Source organism: Nitrospiria bacterium, assembly GCA_036397255.1.
Lineage (GTDB): Bacteria > Nitrospirota > Nitrospiria > DASWJH01 > DASWJH01 > DASWJH01.
Genome location: DASWJH010000004.1, coordinates 47,721 through 64,245 on the forward strand (window position 1 = coordinate 47,721; position 16,525 = coordinate 64,245).

The window sequence follows — 16,525 nt, forward strand, 5'->3', positions numbered from 1 at the left end:
GGTTTTTGCCGGTCATCACCACACACGTTTATGCGTGACCCCCATGACCTTCGATTTGCTGAAGATAAAAGGAAACACATTTGTTACATGCCCCATTGGCTTCCACCCATTCCGGGTGTTGGCGTTTAATTTCATTCATGACCCCTTCTAAAAGGCTTTTCTCTAGGCCGCTTTCTATTTCTTCTTGGCAAATCGGGCATTTGATTTTCATGAAAAATCCCTTTATTTTCCTTAATGACCCGCCGTCTGAGGTTTAACCGGTGACGGGTCCGTAGGGAGAATCCCCACAGTCCAAGCAGACATAGTCGCCATCAAAAAAAAGCGTAGGCTCTCCACAAAAGGGGCAAGGGGAACCTTCTTTTTTTGGAATATTTAAGGGGGGAAGTTCAAAATCTTCCGGATCTTCCACGTTAATGCCCTCCTGGGTAGAAATTAAAACCAGAGGCATTCTAACACATGGGAGGGGTAAATGATACCTGTGGAAAAGAGCGGTTCTTAGATCAGAACCTTTCAATTGAAGCTAGGGAGATCTTTTTGGGTATTCAATAAAAAAATAGAGAAGAGCGATCACAGAATTGCGATTGCCTGGGGGTTAAGGCAAAAAAATTAGGAGTTACAAAGACTTGGGGTCTTGCAATGTTTAAAAAACTAGACTATGATAGATCGTTTTGAAAGCGGTTGGAGAATCATGAAAGGCCTGGATCAATACCGGCAGGAAATTGATAAAATCGACGAACAGATTCTGAAGCTTCTCAACAAAAGAGCTCGGGTCGTTCTGAATATTGCGAAAGTGAAAAGGGAGGGAAAGGTTTGCTTTCATGCTCCTCTTCGCGAAAAAGAGATTTTCTCCCGTTTAAGCCGGCTTAACCCCGGTCCTTTTCCTAAAGAAGCCCTGCGGGCTATTTTCCGAGAAATTATTTCCTCCTCCCTGGCCCTTGAAGCCCCGGTTCGGGTGTCCTATCTGGGGCCGGAGGCAACCTTTTCCCATCAAGCCTGTTTAAAACAGTTTGGGAGTGCGGCCCAACTGGTTCCTATGGGGAGCCTCCGAGAAGTTTTTGAAGAGGTGGAGCGTGGCCGGGCTGATTACGGGGTGGTGCCTATTGAGAACTCCACGGAAGGGGTGGTTAGCCATACATTAGATCTCTTTGTGGATTCACCGGCAAAAATCACGGGGGAGATTATTCAAAACATTTCTCATTTTTTGCTTTCAAAGACCGGAAAGCGACAAAAAATTAAAAAGCTCTATTCCCATCCCCAAGCGATTGCTCAGTGCGGTTCATGGCTTGAGGCGAACCTGAAAGGGGTAGAAGTGGTGGAAGTGGCCAGCACAGGAAAAGCTGCGGCCTTATCACAGAAGGATCCAAAAGCCGCTGCCATTGCCAGTGAACTAGCGGCGCCTCTTTACGGCCTTCGTGTGGTTGAACCCCACATTGAGGACCAAGCCAATAATGTCACCAGGTTTTTGGTTATTTCCATGACGGATCTTGGGAAGACGGAGGATGATAAGACGTCCATTCTCTTCTCGGTGAAAGACCGTGTGGGAGCCTTATATCACATGCTTCAACCTTTTTCCCAACACCATATTAACCTGAGCAAAATTGAATCCAGACCCTCAAAGAAAAAACCTTGGGAATATATTTTTTATGTGGATTTAGAGGGGCATCAAGAGGATCAAACCGTGAAAAACGCCTTGAAGGAATTAGAAAAAGAATGTCTATTTCTCAAAGTGCTAGGGTCCTATCCCAAAGGGCAGGTTACAGGCCCATGAAAAAAATTTCAGTGACCCGGGAGATCCAATCCATTCCCGTCTATACCCCCGGAAAACCCATTGAAGAGGTGGAGCGGGAGTTGGGGATTCGGGGGTCCATCAAACTGGCCTCCAATGAGAATCCAAGGGGGCCGTCCAAAAGGGCACTTCGCGCAATCAAAGAGAGTTTAAAGGAGATCCATCGTTATCCGGAAAGCAACGGAGAACCGTTGGTATTAGCTCTGGCTAAGAAATGGCGCCTCAACCCCGAACAAATTTTATTGGGAAATGGGTCCAATGAAATTATTGAAATGTTGACCCGGACGCTTTTGGTTCCGGGGGATGAGACGATCTTTGCGGATTGGACCTTTTCGGTTTACCAAAGGATGGTTTTGGCTTCGAATGGGAAACCGGTCATTGTCCCTTTGAAACTGTTTCGCCATGATTTAACCGGAATGGCCGCTCGGATTTCAAGACGAACAAAAATTATTTTTATCTGTAACCCTAACAATCCCACTGGAACCTTTGTGACCAAAGAGGAAATGGACCGGTTTTTTGAACGGATCCCGGACCGAGTCATTGTGGTAATGGATGAAGCCTACGGGGATTTTGTGACTCACCGTCAATGTGCCAAAGGGATCGGCTATCTGAGGGCCGGACGTAATCTGGTGGTCCTACGGACCTTTTCAAAAGTTTATGGATTGGCGGGACTTCGCCTGGGGTATGGCATGGGATCAGAAGAGTTGGTGTCTTACATGAAGCGCGTCCGGCAGCCGTTTAATACCAGTCTTTTAGCGCAGCGGGGAGGGCTGGCTGCTCTTTCGGATGAAACCCATGTTCGAGAAAGCCTGCGTCTTAACCAATTGGGCCGCCATTATCTTTACCAGGTGTTTGATTCCATGGGGGTTTTTTACCTTCCAACCCAGGCCAATTTTATTTTAATTCGAATTAAAGAAGGGGAAACCGGGGTTTATGAAAAGCTTTTAAAAAAAGGGGTTATTGTCCGAAATTTGGGGGAAGGGTTTCTAAGAGTGACCATTGGGGTTCCTGAAGAAAACAAACGGTTCGAAAACGCTTTCCGGGAGGTCGTAGGGTGTGAGCAATAAGGGCTCCTTTAACAAAATGATGAATGGCTGGGTTTAGATGAAGCCGATTTTTAAAAAAGCATTAATTATTGGCGTAGGTCTCATTGGGGGTTCCCTTGCCCTTTCAGCACGGGCCAAAGGAGTGGTGAGAGAAATCGTTGGTTTGGGCCGGAGTCAGCGTTCACTTCAACGGGCCTTGGAATTGGGTGTGATCGATGCAGTGGCAAAGGATTTAAAAGAGGGGTTGCAAGGGACCGATTTGGTGGTTTTAGCCATGCCTGTTGGAAAATTTGAGGAATGGGCCCTTGCCCTTTCCCAGCACACCTTGGAAGGTGTTACCGTCACCGATGTGGGAAGTGTGAAGGGAAATTTAGTTATTAAACTGGAGGAGATCCTAAAAGGAAAAGCCGTTTTCGTGGGTGGGCATCCCATTGCAGGAAAAGAAAAATCAGGAGTGGAAGCTTCTCAAGCCACCTTGTTTGAGGGAGCCTTGTGCATTTTAACGCCGACGCCACAGACCCCGCCGGAATCGTTAAAACGGGTTCAGAGTCTATGGGAAGGGGTTGGATCAAAGGTCTCAATCGTTGACCCTTTCCTTCATGACAAACTGCTGGCTTTGGTGAGTCATCTTCCCCATATGGTTGCCTATGCTCTGGTGAATGCCGTTTTGGATGCCGATGTGGGGGGGCACGATCCCATTTTCTATTCGGGAGGGGGGTTCCGCGATTTTTCTCGTATTGCGGCAAGTTCAGAGGAAATGTGGGCGGATATCTGTCTTCAAAATCGGGATGCCTTGGTTGATATGCTCAACCTCTATCAAGAAAAGCTCAGCGAATTAAAAGAAAAAATCATCAATGGCAATAGGGAGGCTCTCTGCCAGACCTTTCATCGCGCAAAGGAAATGAGGGGGAAAATTGCCTGAGATTGCTCGCGTCAGTATGAAGGCCTGTAAGGGTTTGCAGGGGAGTCTTCAAGTTCAGGGGGATAAGTCGATCTCTCACCGGGTGGCCATGTTTGGGGCTTTGGCTCACGGGAAAACCATGATTGAGGGATTTCTTCCCGCTGATGACTGCTTGAGAACACTTTGGGCGTTGGAAGCTATGGGGGTTCGGGTGGATCGTGTGGACGAAACGTCTTTTGTGATTCAAGGGGCCGGACCGGTTGGATTACGTGAGCCGGAAGTGGTTTTGGATCTTGGAAACTCGGGAACTGGAATTCGGTTGCTGCTGGGGATGGTTTCTGGAAACACCTTTTTTTCCGTTTTAACGGGAGATAACTCTCTTCGAAGAAGGCCCATGGAAAGGGTGGTGGACCCTCTACGGAAAATGGGAGCGGACATTACCGGGCGGCAGGGAGGGCGTTTAGCGCCTTTGGCAGTTCAGGGCCGTGCGCTTCACGGCATTGAATATTCCCTTCCCGTTCCAAGCGCTCAGGTTAAATCCGCAATCCTCTTTGCGGGTTTCTCTGCGGAAGGGACAACCTCAATCATTGAAACTCAGCCCACCCGAGACCATACGGAAAGATTATTAAGGGGTTTTGGGGGCCGGATTGATACCGAAGGAACCACAATTCGAATTTGGGGGGAACAGAGGCTTGAAGGACAACATGTTGTGGTTCCGGGAGATCTGTCTTCTGCCGCATTTTTCCTGGTTGGGGGAAGCATTGTTCCAAATTCTGATATTTTTATACAAAATGTGGGAATTAACCCCACCCGTACTGGAATTTTAGATGCCCTAATGGGAATGGGAGCCGATATTACATTGGAGGACCAAAAGGAAATCAGCGGGGAACTGATTGCCAACATTAGGGTAAGAAGCGCTTCTCTGAAAGGATTTACTCTTCCCAAAGAATGGATTCCTCGTATCATAGACGAAATTCCCGTTTTGTGTATTGCTGCCGCCTGTGCAGAGGGTGAGACATTAATTCAAGGGGCGGGTGAGCTTCGGGTAAAAGAGAGCGATCGCATTTCAGCCATGGCAGAGGGGTTAAGAAGGATCGGTATCGAAATCGAAGAATTCCCGGATGGGCTAAGGGTTTTGGGAAAAAGGTCTATCAAAGGGGGGTGGGTAGAGAGTTATGGAGACCACCGCGTGGCGATGTCTTTTTTAATTGCAGGGCTTGTTGCTGAGGGTGAGATTGTGGTTGGAGGAACAGGATGTATTGACACCTCTTTTCCGAAGTTTACCCCCTTGTTGAAGGGATTGATGATTCATTAATGGAAAGGTTTATTATGAGAGAACCATTGGGAAAAGGAGAAAAGCGTTTGGAAAAAAGATTTATTATTGCTATCGATGGTCCCTCCGCTTCGGGAAAAAGTACGACAGGAAAATTGCTGGCTAAACGGATGGGATACCTCTATATCGATACAGGGGCCATGTATCGGGGGCTGGCCTGGAAATTTTTACAGCTCAATATTAATATTGACGATTCATCCGCCCTCCAAAAAGCGTGTTTGGAAACGAACCTGGAACTGGAAGAAGATGAACGGGGGATTCGTGTGTTTTTGGACCAAAAGGATATCACCGATGAGATTCGAACCCCAGAGGTTGGAATGATGACCTCAAAAATTTCATCTCTTACGACGGTAAGGCAAAGGCTTCTGGACTTTCAGAGGAAAATGGGAGAAAAGGGAGGGTTGGTGATGGAAGGAAGGGATATTGGCACGGTGGTTTTTCCCAAGGCTGATGTTAAATTTTTTTTGGATGCAATGCCCAGTGTTAGGGGAAAAAGGCGTTATTTGGAATTTCAAGAAAAGGGGGTTCCGGTTGATTTTGCCGATACCTTGAATCAGGTTGAGGAGCGGGATCGTTTAGACCGGGAGAGAAAATATTCCCCTCTCAAATGTGCAAAAGATGCGGTTCGAATCGATTCTACCCAAATGACCATCGATCAGGTTTTGGACCTGATGATGGAAGAGGTGGGCCGAAAATCAAAAGTCCGAAACAGGTCTGTTTCCCAATGAAAGGGCGAATGGTTTAACTCTCATAAGAACCTGAACCCAAATTTTTTTTAAAAAAAAGCCAACGATGCTCTATGGAATTGCACATGTTTTGATCTCTTTTTTGGCAAAGATTTTTTTTCATCTTCGAGTGAATGGATTGGATCATGTTCCTCTGGAAGGCCCTCTAATTATCGCCGCCAATCATGCCAGTCATTTGGATATTCCACTTTTGGGCTGCACCCTTCCCCGGAGGGCCTATTTTGTGGGAAAGAATGAACTATTCCGAATCCCGATTTTAGGGCGCTTTTTGCGCTATCTGGGAGGAATTCCAATTCGAAGGAGAGGGATTGACCGGGGCGCTGTTGTGGAAATTAAAAAGCAGTTGGAGGAAGGGCATCTCCTGGTGTTTTATTTGGAGGGGAGCAGAACGGCAAATGGGATGCTTCAAAAGGCCAAGGCCGGGGTGGGTATGATTGCGGCAATGACGGGGGTCCAGGTGGTTCCCGCTTATATAGAGGGTACTTATCACGTTCTCCCCAAGGGTAGAAAGTTTTTTCATCTTGCCCCTGTGACCATCACCTACGGGGCCCCGGTGGATCTTTCTCATTGGCGAAAACCCAAGGGAACCAAACTAGACTATCAAGCAATGGCGGATCACATTATGAAGGAAATAGCAAGTCTCTCCGGGGATCAAAGAAAGGCGGAAAAAGCGGTTTTGGGTACCGTTGGGGATTTATAAAAACTTTTGCGAAATTTACTGGTAGATTTGGAAATCTTGTAGTAGAATGGTGGGGTTCAAGCCTTAAGGTGAGGAGAAAAATCCCTTTGGGTTTGGGCAAAAATTTAAAAAAGAAGGAGGCCTTTTCACATATGGCACAAACAGAAAAACAAGAAGATTCATTAACCAATCAGGAGGGAGGTGTGATAAGCAAACCCGCGGATGCCTTCAATGAGTATAGTCCTGAGGAAATGGAAACCCTTTATGAGGAAACGTTTAAAAATTTAGTGGAAGGAACCATCATCGAGGGTACGATTATTGCGATTGAACCCGATGGCGTCATGGTTGATATCGGTTATAAATCGGAAGGCATTATTCCTTTGGAGGAGTTTACTGAGGAAAGTGTTGAGAGCCTGAGTATAGGACAAAAAGTTGTGGTATACCTCCAAGAAAGAGAGGATACCGAGGGGAACCTGGTTCTTTCCAAAGAAAAAGCCGAAAAAATGAAAATTTGGAAAGATCTTGAAGCCTCTTACAATAAAGAAGAGGTGGTTGACGGAAAAATCCTGTCCCGAATCAAAGGCGGGATGATTGTGGATATCGGTGTAAAAGCCTTTTTACCGGGATCTCAGGTTGACCTCCGGCCCGTTCGCGATTTAGATTCCCTGGTTGGGAAGAGCTTTCAAATGAAAATTATTAAGATGAACCATAAGCGGGGAAATATTGTTCTCTCCCGACGGGTTTTGTTGGAGGAGTCCCGAGACCGAAAGCGGCAAAAAACCTTGGCTTCTTTGGAAGAGGGGCAATTGGTTGAAGGTGTCATTAAAAATATTACCGAATACGGCGCTTTTATCGATTTGGGTGGCATTGATGGGTTGCTTCATGTAACGGATATGTCCTGGGGCAGAATCAGTCATCCCTCCGCCCTCTTTGCGGTGGGAGATAAAGTCCAGGTTATCATTTTAAAATATGACAAGGAAACCGGCCGTGTTTCATTGGGTGTGAAACAAAAAACACCCGATCCTTGGAAAAATCTTGATACCAAATATCCCATAGGATCCAAAGCGCTGGGAAAGGTTGTCAGCTTGGCTGATTATGGGGCCTTTGTCGAATTGGAAGAAGGGGTAGAGGGGCTGATCCATATCTCCGAAATGTCCTGGGGACATGAGGTCCGGCATCCGTCTAAAATGGTATCCGTGGGAGATAAAGTGGATGTGGCCATTTTAAATGTGGACAAAGAGCACCGGAAAATCTCACTTGGTATGAAACAGATGGCTCCGAATCCGTGGGATTTGGTAGGAGAGCGCTATCCTGTGGGTTCCACCATTGATGGGAAAATTAAAAACCTGACGGAATTTGGGGCATTTGTGGGTCTTGAAGAAGGAATTGATGGTTTGATCCATATTTCGGATTTGTCCTGGACCAAACATATCAAACACCCTTCCGAGGTTTTTAAAAAAGGTCAGGATATTCAAGCCGTGGTATTAAGAGTAGACCGGGAAAAAGAACGGCTCTCACTAGGTTACAAGCAACTTTCAGGTGATCCGTGGGAATCCGAAATTCCAGAGAAATACCCGGTGGGAAGTAGTGTGTCTGGTAAAGTGGTAAAAATTACCGAATTTGGGGTTTTTGTGGAATTAGAAGAGGGAGTGGAAGGCTTGATCCACATTAGCGAGGCCGATTTAGAACCCCAAAAACGGTTGGAGGATTGTGTTCAGCTAGACAGTACCTTGGAAGCCAGGGTAATAAAGATTGACCCGGTAGAGCGGAAAATCGGGTTGAGTATCCGGGAACCCAAAAAAGAGGGGGATCGGTCTGAAATGGATCAATATATCAGCAATCAGGAACAGGCTGACCAGACCTTTGGAACCATTGCCCAACGGAGCAGTTCCAAAAAAAATAAGAAGGAATGTTGAAAAAAATAGGAGTCAGAGACTTTTTAAAGTGAATGTTCATTCCAATTCGTTGAGGCGAGGATGTATTCGATGAGGGCCAAAGAAGGCCCTTGGCGAACGGGCTTGGCCATTTTGATTGGGCTGGGAATCATTTTTTTCCTTGGTATTTTTTGGTTAACCTGGACTGCGGAAAAATCAAACACCAGTGGGGAGCGGATTGCCTTGATTCGGGTTGAAGGGGTTATCCTGGATTCAAAGGAAATACTGGATGAGTTAGAAAAATATGAAAAAAATCCTTCCGTCAAGGCTCTCCTCCTCCGGATTGATAGTCCGGGAGGGGCGGTGGCCCCCTCACAGGAAATTTATGAAGAGGTAAAAAAATTTCGGGAAAAAGGCGGGAAAAAAGTGGTAACCTCCATGGGATCGGTGGCAGCATCAGGGGGATATTATATTGCGGCTGCTACTGATAAGATTGTTGCCAATCCCGGAACCCTGACCGGAAGCATTGGGGTTATTTTGGAGCTCACTAATGTGGAAGGTTTGATGGAAAAAGTCGGAGTTAAAAGTGTTGTTATTAAAAGTGGGGAGAAAAAAGATTTAGGATCCCCTTTTCGTACCATGAGTCCGGGGGAACAAAAACTGCTTCAATCTGTTTTGGATGATGTCCATGATCAATTTATTGAAGCGGTGGCGGAAGGCCGAGGGCTCTCGGAAGAGAAGGTCAGACCCTTAGCGGACGGCCGAATTTTTACCGGACGCCAAGCCAAAGGAATGGGGTTGGTGGATGAATTAGGTAATCTTCAGGATGCAATCCAATTAGCAGCTGACATTGTTGGTATTAAGGGAAAACCGAAAGTAATTGAAACCAAAAAAAAGTTTTCTTTAATGGACTTTTTTAGGACCCAATGGCAAGGGTCCATAGGGTCAGTAGGATTTTCACGAGGGGTTGTCCGTTTGGACTATCTCCTTCATTTAGGGGCATAAACTGTTGGCATCCTTAACATTTATCTCACTAAAGGGGAGTCTCATTCATGACAAAAGCTGAATTAATTGAGCGGGTATCTGAAAAGGTAAATGGTCTTACCAAACGGCAGACCGAGATCATTGTGAATACCGTTTTTAATAGTATTCGGGACACCCTGTCGCGGGGTGAGAAGTTGGAAATTCGAGGATTTGGAAGTTTCCGAATCCGTTCCCGGCGAAATAGGGAAGGAAGAAACCCAAAGACAGGAAGTTCCGTTTCGGTTCCCGCCAAGCGCGTTCCCTTTTTTAAGGCGGGAAAAGAAATGAAGGAAATTGTGGATAGTTAAAAGGTCTGGAAGGGGGGGGTTAGGATTAAACCTGCAATAACGTCTCCTCCTCCATGATGAGAAAAAAACATTCCGCTATGACTCTTTGGCAAGAATAGCGGAAAGATCTTTGATTTCAATTTCGTTTTGCTCTTTATTTCCCATGTTTCGGAGGGTGACCTTTCCCCTTTGTAGTTCGTCCTCGCCTAAAATCACTACATAACGTGCCCCAAGTTTATTGGCCCTTCTCATTTGGCTTTTCAAGCTTGTGTTCTGGTGTTCCATTTCTACCCGAAACCCATTGGTTCGAAGTTGGGTTGCAATGCTCAATGCGGTTTTTTGCGCTTTTTCTCCAAGAACAGCAATAAAGCAAGAAAGAGAAGTAGGCGAAATTTTTTCTTTTTTAACCAAAGAAACCAACCGTTCCATTCCAAGAGCAAAACCGATTCCCGGGGTTTCCGGCCCTCCAAGCGTCTGAACCAAACCATCATAACGGCCCCCTGCGGCCACGGCATTTTGTGCTCCTAGGGAAGTAGAGGTAAATTCAAATGCGGTTTTGGTGTAGTAATCTAGTCCCCTGACCAACCTGGGATTAATCTGATAGGAGATTTCGAGGTGAGAAAGTCCGTCTAGAACGGTGTTGAAGTGAGGTTTACAGGAAGGGCAAAGGTAGGACTGAATGGAGGGGGCAGATTTCGTTATTTTACGGCACCCCTCTTCCTTGCAATCCAAGACCCTTAAGGGGTTTGTGTCAATCCGGCGTTGGCAGTTTAGGCAGAGGACGGTTATGAAATCCCGGAGAAAGCCTTGAAGTGCCTTTTTGAAATTGGGTCGACAGGTCTCGCATCCAACGGTATTGATTTCCAGTGCAAGGGTGGGAATTTCTAAAGATGAGAATAGATCATTCAACAACGCCAGGAGTTCAACGTCAACCAAAGGGGCTTGGGACCCTAACATTTCAGCGCCAATTTGATAAAATTGCCTTAACCGTCCGGCTTGGGGACGCTCATGCCGGAACATGGGCCCAATATAATACAGTTTAGCCAAAGGGTTTCCATCAAAGAGGCGATGTTCTATATAGGCACGTACCACGGACGCGGTCCCTTCGGGTCGAAGGGTAATTTTTTTGCCATCCCGGTCCTCAAAAGTGTACATCTCCTTTTCAACGATATCGGTGGTTTCTCCAATCCCCCGCGTAAATAGTTCGGTTATTTCAAAAATTGGGATTTTTATTTCTGAGAATCCATAATCTTCCAATCGCTTCCGGGTTTCTCCTTCGATCCACTGCCAAATTTCAACAGTTCCGGGAAGAACATCTTTGATACCTTTGATTGCTCTAATATTCATGGGGGACCCCTTTTTACACCGGGTCACTATAGCCCTAGGATCGTCGTGAAGTCAATAGGGTTTGGGCATCTAAGTCTTTGTTTATTTAGAAAACGTGTTGACTACAGACCGCGGTTCTTGGTAAATATAATATAATCTTCATGGAGGATTGTTACGAAATCCATTCTTTTTTTGGGCGGCGTACCCAAGTGGTTAAGGGAGCAGTCTGCAAAACTGCGATTCGGCGGTTCGATCCCGCCCGCCGCCTCCATTCCTTTCCACTCTTGCAATTAAGAGTTTGGTATATATAGAAAAAAAAGGATTCTGGAATTAAAAACAAAAAAAGTATTTAATTCCGGCTCATCGTGGAAGTGAGTGGGTAAATTTCGTCATTACCCGTCTGTCCGGCGGGCACTTGCAAGCAGGGGAAAGCGGAAATCCAGGCCCTTCCCGTCATTCCCGCGAAACCTGTCCTCGAATGCCTCTATCGGGGAGCAGGAATCCAGAAGATGTTGATTTTTTGAATCCTGGATTCCTGCCTGCCGGCAGGCGGGCCCGATAAAGCCATTCGGGAATGACGAACTGGATTTTGCAGGAACATCTAATACTTCAAAGGCTTCAACCACAGAATGACTTTGACTTGACCCTTGCCCTGTATGGACCTTAACCACTTTTTAACAATTTTTACCCACTCGATTACACGAAGACCCAATCTTTTTAAGGTTTCTTTCTTCAAAGTGGTAACTAGGAAACATAAAAGAACCGTTGAATACGAAATGAAATTCAACCTGGGCCCTTCAACATTCCCAAAGTCTATCCCAAATTTTGGACGAATTTCTTATGGCAGGTCACCTGAGGATAGATAAATGAGATTACTTATGCTTTATTTTCATAACCAGGATGGTGGCAGTAAAAAACAAGGTGATTCCATTCGCAAGCATAAGAGGTACATTCCCGAGAAGAATTCCGTAAACAAACCATAGGAAAACCCCTGTGGTAAGTATGGCATACATGAGCAAGGAAAGATCCTTGGTGTGTCGGGACTTTATGGTTTTAATGGCCTGGGGCAAAAAGGAGAGAGTGGTAAGAACTGCTGCTATCAGTCCGATTGTTGTTATTCCATCTATAGTATTCATTTTCCTTCCTAATGATTCCTGCAAACCCAAATACCGCATGAATGGCGGTATTTTGAATTTCGCTCCAGGAACCTTGGACGTTATTAAACCCTAATTGGTTACTTTTGAAGAACCTGATGGAAGAAAATTAAAAATGGTTTTATTAGGTTTCAAGGGAAAATCTACACTATTTTAGTAAGGTACTCTATTACATATTATAAGAAGGAAGTAGAATTATTAACTGCACCTACTATTGCTCGAGAAAGAAAAACTTGAAAAACGACGATTACGATGAGGAAGCAGTATTACTGTATAAGAGAGACAGGACCGCTCTCCTCCCGAGATGTCCCACACCCACATGTACTCCTTGAAAAATCCAACAAAAAGGTCGTTGATAACTAAATTTTATTGATGTAGACTTTTCCTTAAATTTTGATTTTTCTATCTATACATTACGGCATAAATAATTGCTCATATTTCTGCTTTTGCTTTACCTCGAGCATAAAGGAGGGAGCTATACGCAATTATTTAAGGCCCCATGTATACCAGTGGTTAGGGGGTAAGTGATCTACAGATTTATGTTGCAAAAGATACGATCTTCTCGAAAAGTCCATCGTCTCCTGCGAAGTATTGGAAAAGGTAAGCGACTTGATAAGTTGACGTTTACACAGGAAATGTTTGTGCACTGGAATGCGGAGCGCTTAAATATTTCGATTGATGAAAGCCGTGAACGGTATCTGAAGTCATGGATGTCTATTCCAAACGGACATGGTGGTAAAGAATTCCGCCTTTATTGTGAGTTATCACAAAATCTTTTTAAAGTTTTTGTGGATGACAATCAGGGCGAGGTTTTTAATTCCTATAAATTCCATGGTCACCTGCATTTCCTCAGAATGTTGTCCTATGCTGAGCCGGTATGGCATGAAAACGATCCATTAGTTCGAGAACTTATCGGACGTTCTAAGATCACCATCCTTGATTTCGGTTGCGGGCTTGCGCAGATGTCAAGAACGCTGGCATATTACCTGCTGCAAAAAGGAATTCAGGTTGAACTGGTGTTAGCAGATATTCCCACTTATCGTAAAGAGTTCCTGTTATGGCTGGCAACCGAAACAAATATTTCTACATCGTTTTTAGATTGCACGGTTGATATCCCGATACCGGATTTACCTGAATGTGACGTTTGCTTTGCTCTTGAGTTTTTCGAACACGTGTTTGAACCCCTTTGTTATTTTGATCGCATTCATAACGCACTCAGCAAAGACGGACTGATTATAACTAATATTTCTGACCATGAGGCTGGGTTTATGCATGTTTCACCGAACCTAGAACAACTTCGAATTCAAACAAAAAAATATCGTTATAAAGAAATTCTTCCGAATCGAATTTACCGAAAAAACGGTTTAAAACTTTAGAAAATAGTCAGATCGAATGTCTGGTAATCCAGCCCTAGGTAACTTTCAAAAGTACCCTCAAAATAGCCATCTTCGGTTCCTTCTGTCAATCACAAAAGCACGGAGGGGAGATTGAGGAGGCTCTTGGACAAAAGAGGGGACGAAAAATGCCTATTATCCATCGATTAACAGTGGAAATATTGTGTTCTGGGGAAATATTTAGTGTTTTTGACTTCTGGAAGGAGTCCACATTGTTTGAAAAGGGTTTTCTCTTTAAATATTTTCCAATTCATTGAATTTTTTTAAAACTATTTCCAACCAGGATTTGGTTTTCTTGCAGGCAATACCCTGCACACATATAAGGAGTGGTGTGAAGGAGAGCGAATTGGCCTTTTTTGTTTAGTACAATAGCACCTGCATGGCCCTTGATTTTCTTGATTAATCTTTTTAATGTTCTTTGGGTTGCCTGAAGGGGAGAAACCCCATTTTGAATATGGGTGCAGATTTCTTTTGCGACACTTAGACGGATGATACTTTCTCCCCAACCGGTCATGGATACCGCTCCGGATTCATTGTCAGCATAAATCCCCGAACCAATTAAAGGTGAATCCCCGATACGGCCTGGAAGCATGGTGGGGATTCCCCCCGTTGAGGCTCCCGCGGCGACATTTCCTGAGAAATCCAAAGCAACCGCCCCCACGGTTTCATGGGGATAAAAAGCTTTGAAAAGTTTTACGGTTTGGTTCTTTAAATTTAAAATATCTTTTACGCGTTCCACATTTTTTTTCGTGGGGAGCGCCGCCTTTCGGAGTTTGTAAAATTTGGCGAGTTTTTTTGCCCCTTCCCCGGTCATTAACACATGGGAGGTTTTATCCATGACCAAACGAGCCGCCTGAATCGGATTGAGAACCTCTTCAATTCCAGCTACGGCTCCGGCCTTTAAATTTTTTCCTTCCATGATCGAGGCATCCATTCGACAACGCTGATCTAGCTGCAAAAAGGATCCAGTCCCAGCATTAAAAAGGGTGCTGTTTTCCAGGAGTCTAATTACGGTTTCAACCGCATCCAGGCTGGTTCCTCCATGTTTCAAATTTAAGTATCCTTCCTGAATGGCCTCAGATAATTTTTGTAGCTGTTTTTTGTTTGCAGGATGATTGCCCGCGCCTCCATGGGCGAGTAATGCTATTTTTCTTTTTGATTTTTCCATTTGATTCTTTACCTTTCCTGTGTTGGCAGGTACCCTACTAAAAACCTTATGGTTTGACAAGATAAGTTTTCTTAAAAGATGTTTTGCTTGACAGTAAGAGGGTTCCAGATATACTTGATTTTATTGCTTTAATAAAGGATGGTGTTGTTGTGTTTCATTATTTACCCCTAGATCCCCCAAATAAAATGGGAATAGGTTGAAATTTGTTTTCCCTTTGAAGCTTTTGAAATATGGAAATTAGCGTGGAAGGAAATATCACCAGAGAAGATTTTGCGGAGGCCTATGCCTATCTTCAGCAGAAGGTGGGAAAAAAATTTAAGAATATTGAACCTCCCTTTTTCGGGTTTTTTCATATGCTGGTCATTGGTTTAATTATAGGAATCGGGTTGAATGCACTGCGTCATTTTGGAATTTTTTCTTTTCACCTTGAGCCGATTACCGCCGCAGTGGTTCTTGTTTTGTTTGTTTTTGTGATCTTATTCCTGATACCGCTTTATAGGACAGTTCCAAAAAATCTCCCATTAGATAATGGGTCCATACTGGGCCATCATAAATATATGGTGGATGAGAAAGGGTTTACGGAGGAGACTAAGGCCTTTAACTGCTTAACCCATTGGAAAGGAATCAAGGCCGTAGAGGAGACCCAAAACCAAATTTACATTTTTATCGATACACATTATGCTCATTTTATTCCCAAACGGTTTTTTCCTTCGGATTATGTTTTGCGGGAATTTACGGAAACACTTCGAAAAAATATGAAAGAAGGGGCAACCTTAATTTAAAGACCAGACTTGAAAAAAAGAATTGGTTTGGAGTTTTTTATGGAATTAGAAGTTCTCCTTTTCTCTGTTTTTTTAATTTTCTCAGGGGGGTTTATTTTTCATTCGATAAGGCAAAAGATGGCGTATGGGAAGGTGGTCAACCAAGCATGGCAAAGGTTTGCTGAAGCAAAGGGTCTCGTGGAGGAAAAACCTCAACTGACGAAGGTCAAAGAAATTAATTTAAAAATGGTTTTAGAACCGTTTAAAAATAGTACTTTAACCTCGGTAGAACCAGGGCTAAGGGATTTAATTTTCAAAGGAAAGAATCAAGGATTTCCTTTTGTATTGGAAACCATTACCGTTGGAAATAGGGAAAACGGTTATAAAAAATTCACGCGCATGACTCTGGAGATGCCTAATGCCCCTAGTGTAAAATCTACCCGGAGACCTATTGGAGTAAAATCGGTAAAATGATTGGGGCTCAGGGAATTAAAATAGGCGATTCATTATTTGATCAAACCTTTGTGGTAAAAGGGAAAAGTTCCATTGAGGTAAAGCATTTTCTTAATGCGGGACGGCGGATGGACCTCCTGAATGTTTATAAAAACCTTAAAGGTTTTCAAATAGATGAAGGGAAGCTGTTTGTTATTAGAAAAGGTCAACCCGAAAACCATACTGAGCTTGAACAGATATTTTCAAGGATGGGACAGTTAGCCATTTCTCTTTCTTCATAAACTCCACTGATTTCCATTTCTCCAATTTTACATTGAAAAAATTAGGAATTTCAGATAAAGAGAAGTGGACCTTTTGTTCTTTTATGGGTTTAAGCTTTCCCGTATCAAATAGGGCATAAAATATTTTAAATGGCGATTAAATGAAATTGAATAAACCTATATTTATATTTTAGGCTCATCGTGGAAGTGAGTGGGTAAATTTTGTCATTACCCGCCTGTCCGGCGGGCACTTGCAGGCAGGGGAAAGCGGAAATCCAGGCCCTTCCCGTCATTCCCGCGAAGCCTGTCCTCGAATGCCTCTATCGGGGAGCGG

At 44.3% G+C, this 16,525-nt stretch carries 18 protein-coding genes and 1 tRNA gene; 14 read left to right on the forward strand and 5 right to left on the reverse strand.

Annotated features, from left to right (window positions below; genetic code table 11):
• Positions 1-28: 28 nt before the first annotated feature.
• Positions 29-211: a hypothetical protein gene (locus VGB26_00540; protein ID HEX9756268.1), complete on the reverse strand. Its 183-nt coding sequence runs from the start codon at positions 209-211 to the stop codon at positions 29-31.
• 477 nt (positions 212-688) lie between these two features.
• Here VGB26_00540 and pheA point away from each other — a divergent pair, with 477 nt between their 5' ends.
• From pheA to VGB26_00585, 9 genes are all read left to right on the forward strand, one after another.
• A complete protein-coding gene (gene pheA, locus VGB26_00545) occupies positions 689-1,768 on the forward strand; it encodes a prephenate dehydratase (protein HEX9756269.1) in 1,080 nt (359 codons plus the stop codon).
• On the forward strand, positions 1,765-2,853 hold the full coding sequence (gene hisC / locus VGB26_00550; protein HEX9756270.1) for a histidinol-phosphate transaminase: 1,089 nt from the start codon (positions 1,765-1,767) through the stop codon (positions 2,851-2,853). The genes pheA and hisC overlap by 4 nt, the downstream gene beginning before the upstream one ends.
• A 37-nt stretch (positions 2,854-2,890) precedes the next feature.
• Positions 2,891-3,754: a prephenate dehydrogenase/arogenate dehydrogenase family protein gene (locus tag VGB26_00555; protein HEX9756271.1), complete on the forward strand. Its 864-nt coding sequence runs from the start codon at positions 2,891-2,893 to the stop codon at positions 3,752-3,754.
• Between the two features lies 1 nt (position 3,755).
• On the forward strand, positions 3,756-5,048 hold the full coding sequence (gene aroA / locus VGB26_00560; protein HEX9756272.1) for a 3-phosphoshikimate 1-carboxyvinyltransferase: 1,293 nt from the start codon (positions 3,756-3,758) through the stop codon (positions 5,046-5,048).
• Between the two features lie 14 nt (positions 5,049-5,062).
• Positions 5,063-5,794, forward strand: coding sequence for a (d)CMP kinase (gene cmk, locus VGB26_00565; protein HEX9756273.1), 732 nt, complete (start codon positions 5,063-5,065; stop codon positions 5,792-5,794).
• 64 nt (positions 5,795-5,858) lie between these two features.
• On the forward strand, positions 5,859-6,512 hold the full coding sequence (locus tag VGB26_00570) for a lysophospholipid acyltransferase family protein (protein HEX9756274.1): 654 nt from the start codon (positions 5,859-5,861) through the stop codon (positions 6,510-6,512).
• 131 nt (positions 6,513-6,643) lie between these two features.
• Positions 6,644-8,407: a 30S ribosomal protein S1 gene (locus VGB26_00575; GenBank protein ID HEX9756275.1), complete on the forward strand. Its 1,764-nt coding sequence runs from the start codon at positions 6,644-6,646 to the stop codon at positions 8,405-8,407.
• A 69-nt stretch (positions 8,408-8,476) separates the two neighbouring features.
• Entirely contained in the window at positions 8,477-9,370 is an 894-nt protein-coding gene (gene sppA / locus VGB26_00580; GenBank protein ID HEX9756276.1) for a signal peptide peptidase SppA, read from the forward strand.
• 47 nt (positions 9,371-9,417) lie between these two features.
• A complete protein-coding gene (locus VGB26_00585; protein ID HEX9756277.1) occupies positions 9,418-9,696 on the forward strand; it encodes an integration host factor subunit beta in 279 nt (92 codons plus the stop codon).
• A gap of 75 nt (positions 9,697-9,771) precedes the next feature.
• On the opposite strand, the gene hisS is transcribed toward VGB26_00585, so the two are convergent.
• On the reverse strand, positions 9,772-11,022 hold the full coding sequence (gene hisS / locus VGB26_00590; protein HEX9756278.1) for a histidine--tRNA ligase: 1,251 nt from the start codon (positions 11,020-11,022) through the stop codon (positions 9,772-9,774).
• A 174-nt stretch (positions 11,023-11,196) separates the two neighbouring features.
• Here hisS and VGB26_00595 point away from each other — a divergent pair.
• Positions 11,197-11,272: transfer RNA gene (locus VGB26_00595), tRNA-Cys, on the forward strand.
• A 121-nt stretch (positions 11,273-11,393) separates the two neighbouring features.
• Here VGB26_00595 and VGB26_00600 read toward each other — a convergent pair.
• The gene (locus VGB26_00600) at positions 11,394-11,672 is read right to left on the reverse strand and encodes a hypothetical protein (GenBank protein HEX9756279.1); all 279 of its coding nucleotides are present in this window, start codon (positions 11,670-11,672) and stop codon (positions 11,394-11,396) included.
• A 201-nt stretch (positions 11,673-11,873) separates the two neighbouring features.
• Positions 11,874-12,128: a SemiSWEET transporter gene (locus VGB26_00605; protein ID HEX9756280.1), complete on the reverse strand. Its 255-nt coding sequence runs from the start codon at positions 12,126-12,128 to the stop codon at positions 11,874-11,876.
• A gap of 668 nt (positions 12,129-12,796) precedes the next feature.
• On the opposite strand from VGB26_00605, the gene VGB26_00610 reads away from it, so the two are divergent.
• Complete coding sequence (locus VGB26_00610) at positions 12,797-13,531, forward strand: methyltransferase domain-containing protein (GenBank protein HEX9756281.1); 735 nt, start codon at positions 12,797-12,799, stop codon at positions 13,529-13,531.
• A 268-nt stretch (positions 13,532-13,799) separates the two neighbouring features.
• Here VGB26_00610 and VGB26_00615 read toward each other — a convergent pair whose 3' ends face one another.
• Positions 13,800-14,717 carry an isoaspartyl peptidase/L-asparaginase family protein gene (locus tag VGB26_00615; GenBank protein ID HEX9756282.1) on the reverse strand — a complete coding sequence of 306 codons (918 nt, stop codon included), beginning with the start codon at positions 14,715-14,717 and terminating at the stop codon, positions 13,800-13,802.
• A gap of 230 nt (positions 14,718-14,947) precedes the next feature.
• Here VGB26_00615 and VGB26_00620 point away from each other — a divergent pair, with 230 nt between their 5' ends.
• The 3 genes from VGB26_00620 to VGB26_00630 are packed head-to-tail and all read left to right on the forward strand — an operon-like array spanning position 14,948 to position 16,212.
• A complete protein-coding gene (locus tag VGB26_00620; protein HEX9756283.1) occupies positions 14,948-15,499 on the forward strand; it encodes a YcxB family protein in 552 nt (183 codons plus the stop codon).
• A gap of 39 nt (positions 15,500-15,538) precedes the next feature.
• A complete protein-coding gene (locus VGB26_00625; GenBank protein ID HEX9756284.1) occupies positions 15,539-15,952 on the forward strand; it encodes a hypothetical protein in 414 nt (137 codons plus the stop codon).
• On the forward strand, positions 15,949-16,212 hold the full coding sequence (locus VGB26_00630) for a hypothetical protein (GenBank protein HEX9756285.1): 264 nt from the start codon (positions 15,949-15,951) through the stop codon (positions 16,210-16,212). The genes VGB26_00625 and VGB26_00630 overlap by 4 nt, the downstream gene beginning before the upstream one ends.
• The last annotated feature ends 313 nt before the right edge of the window (positions 16,213-16,525 follow it).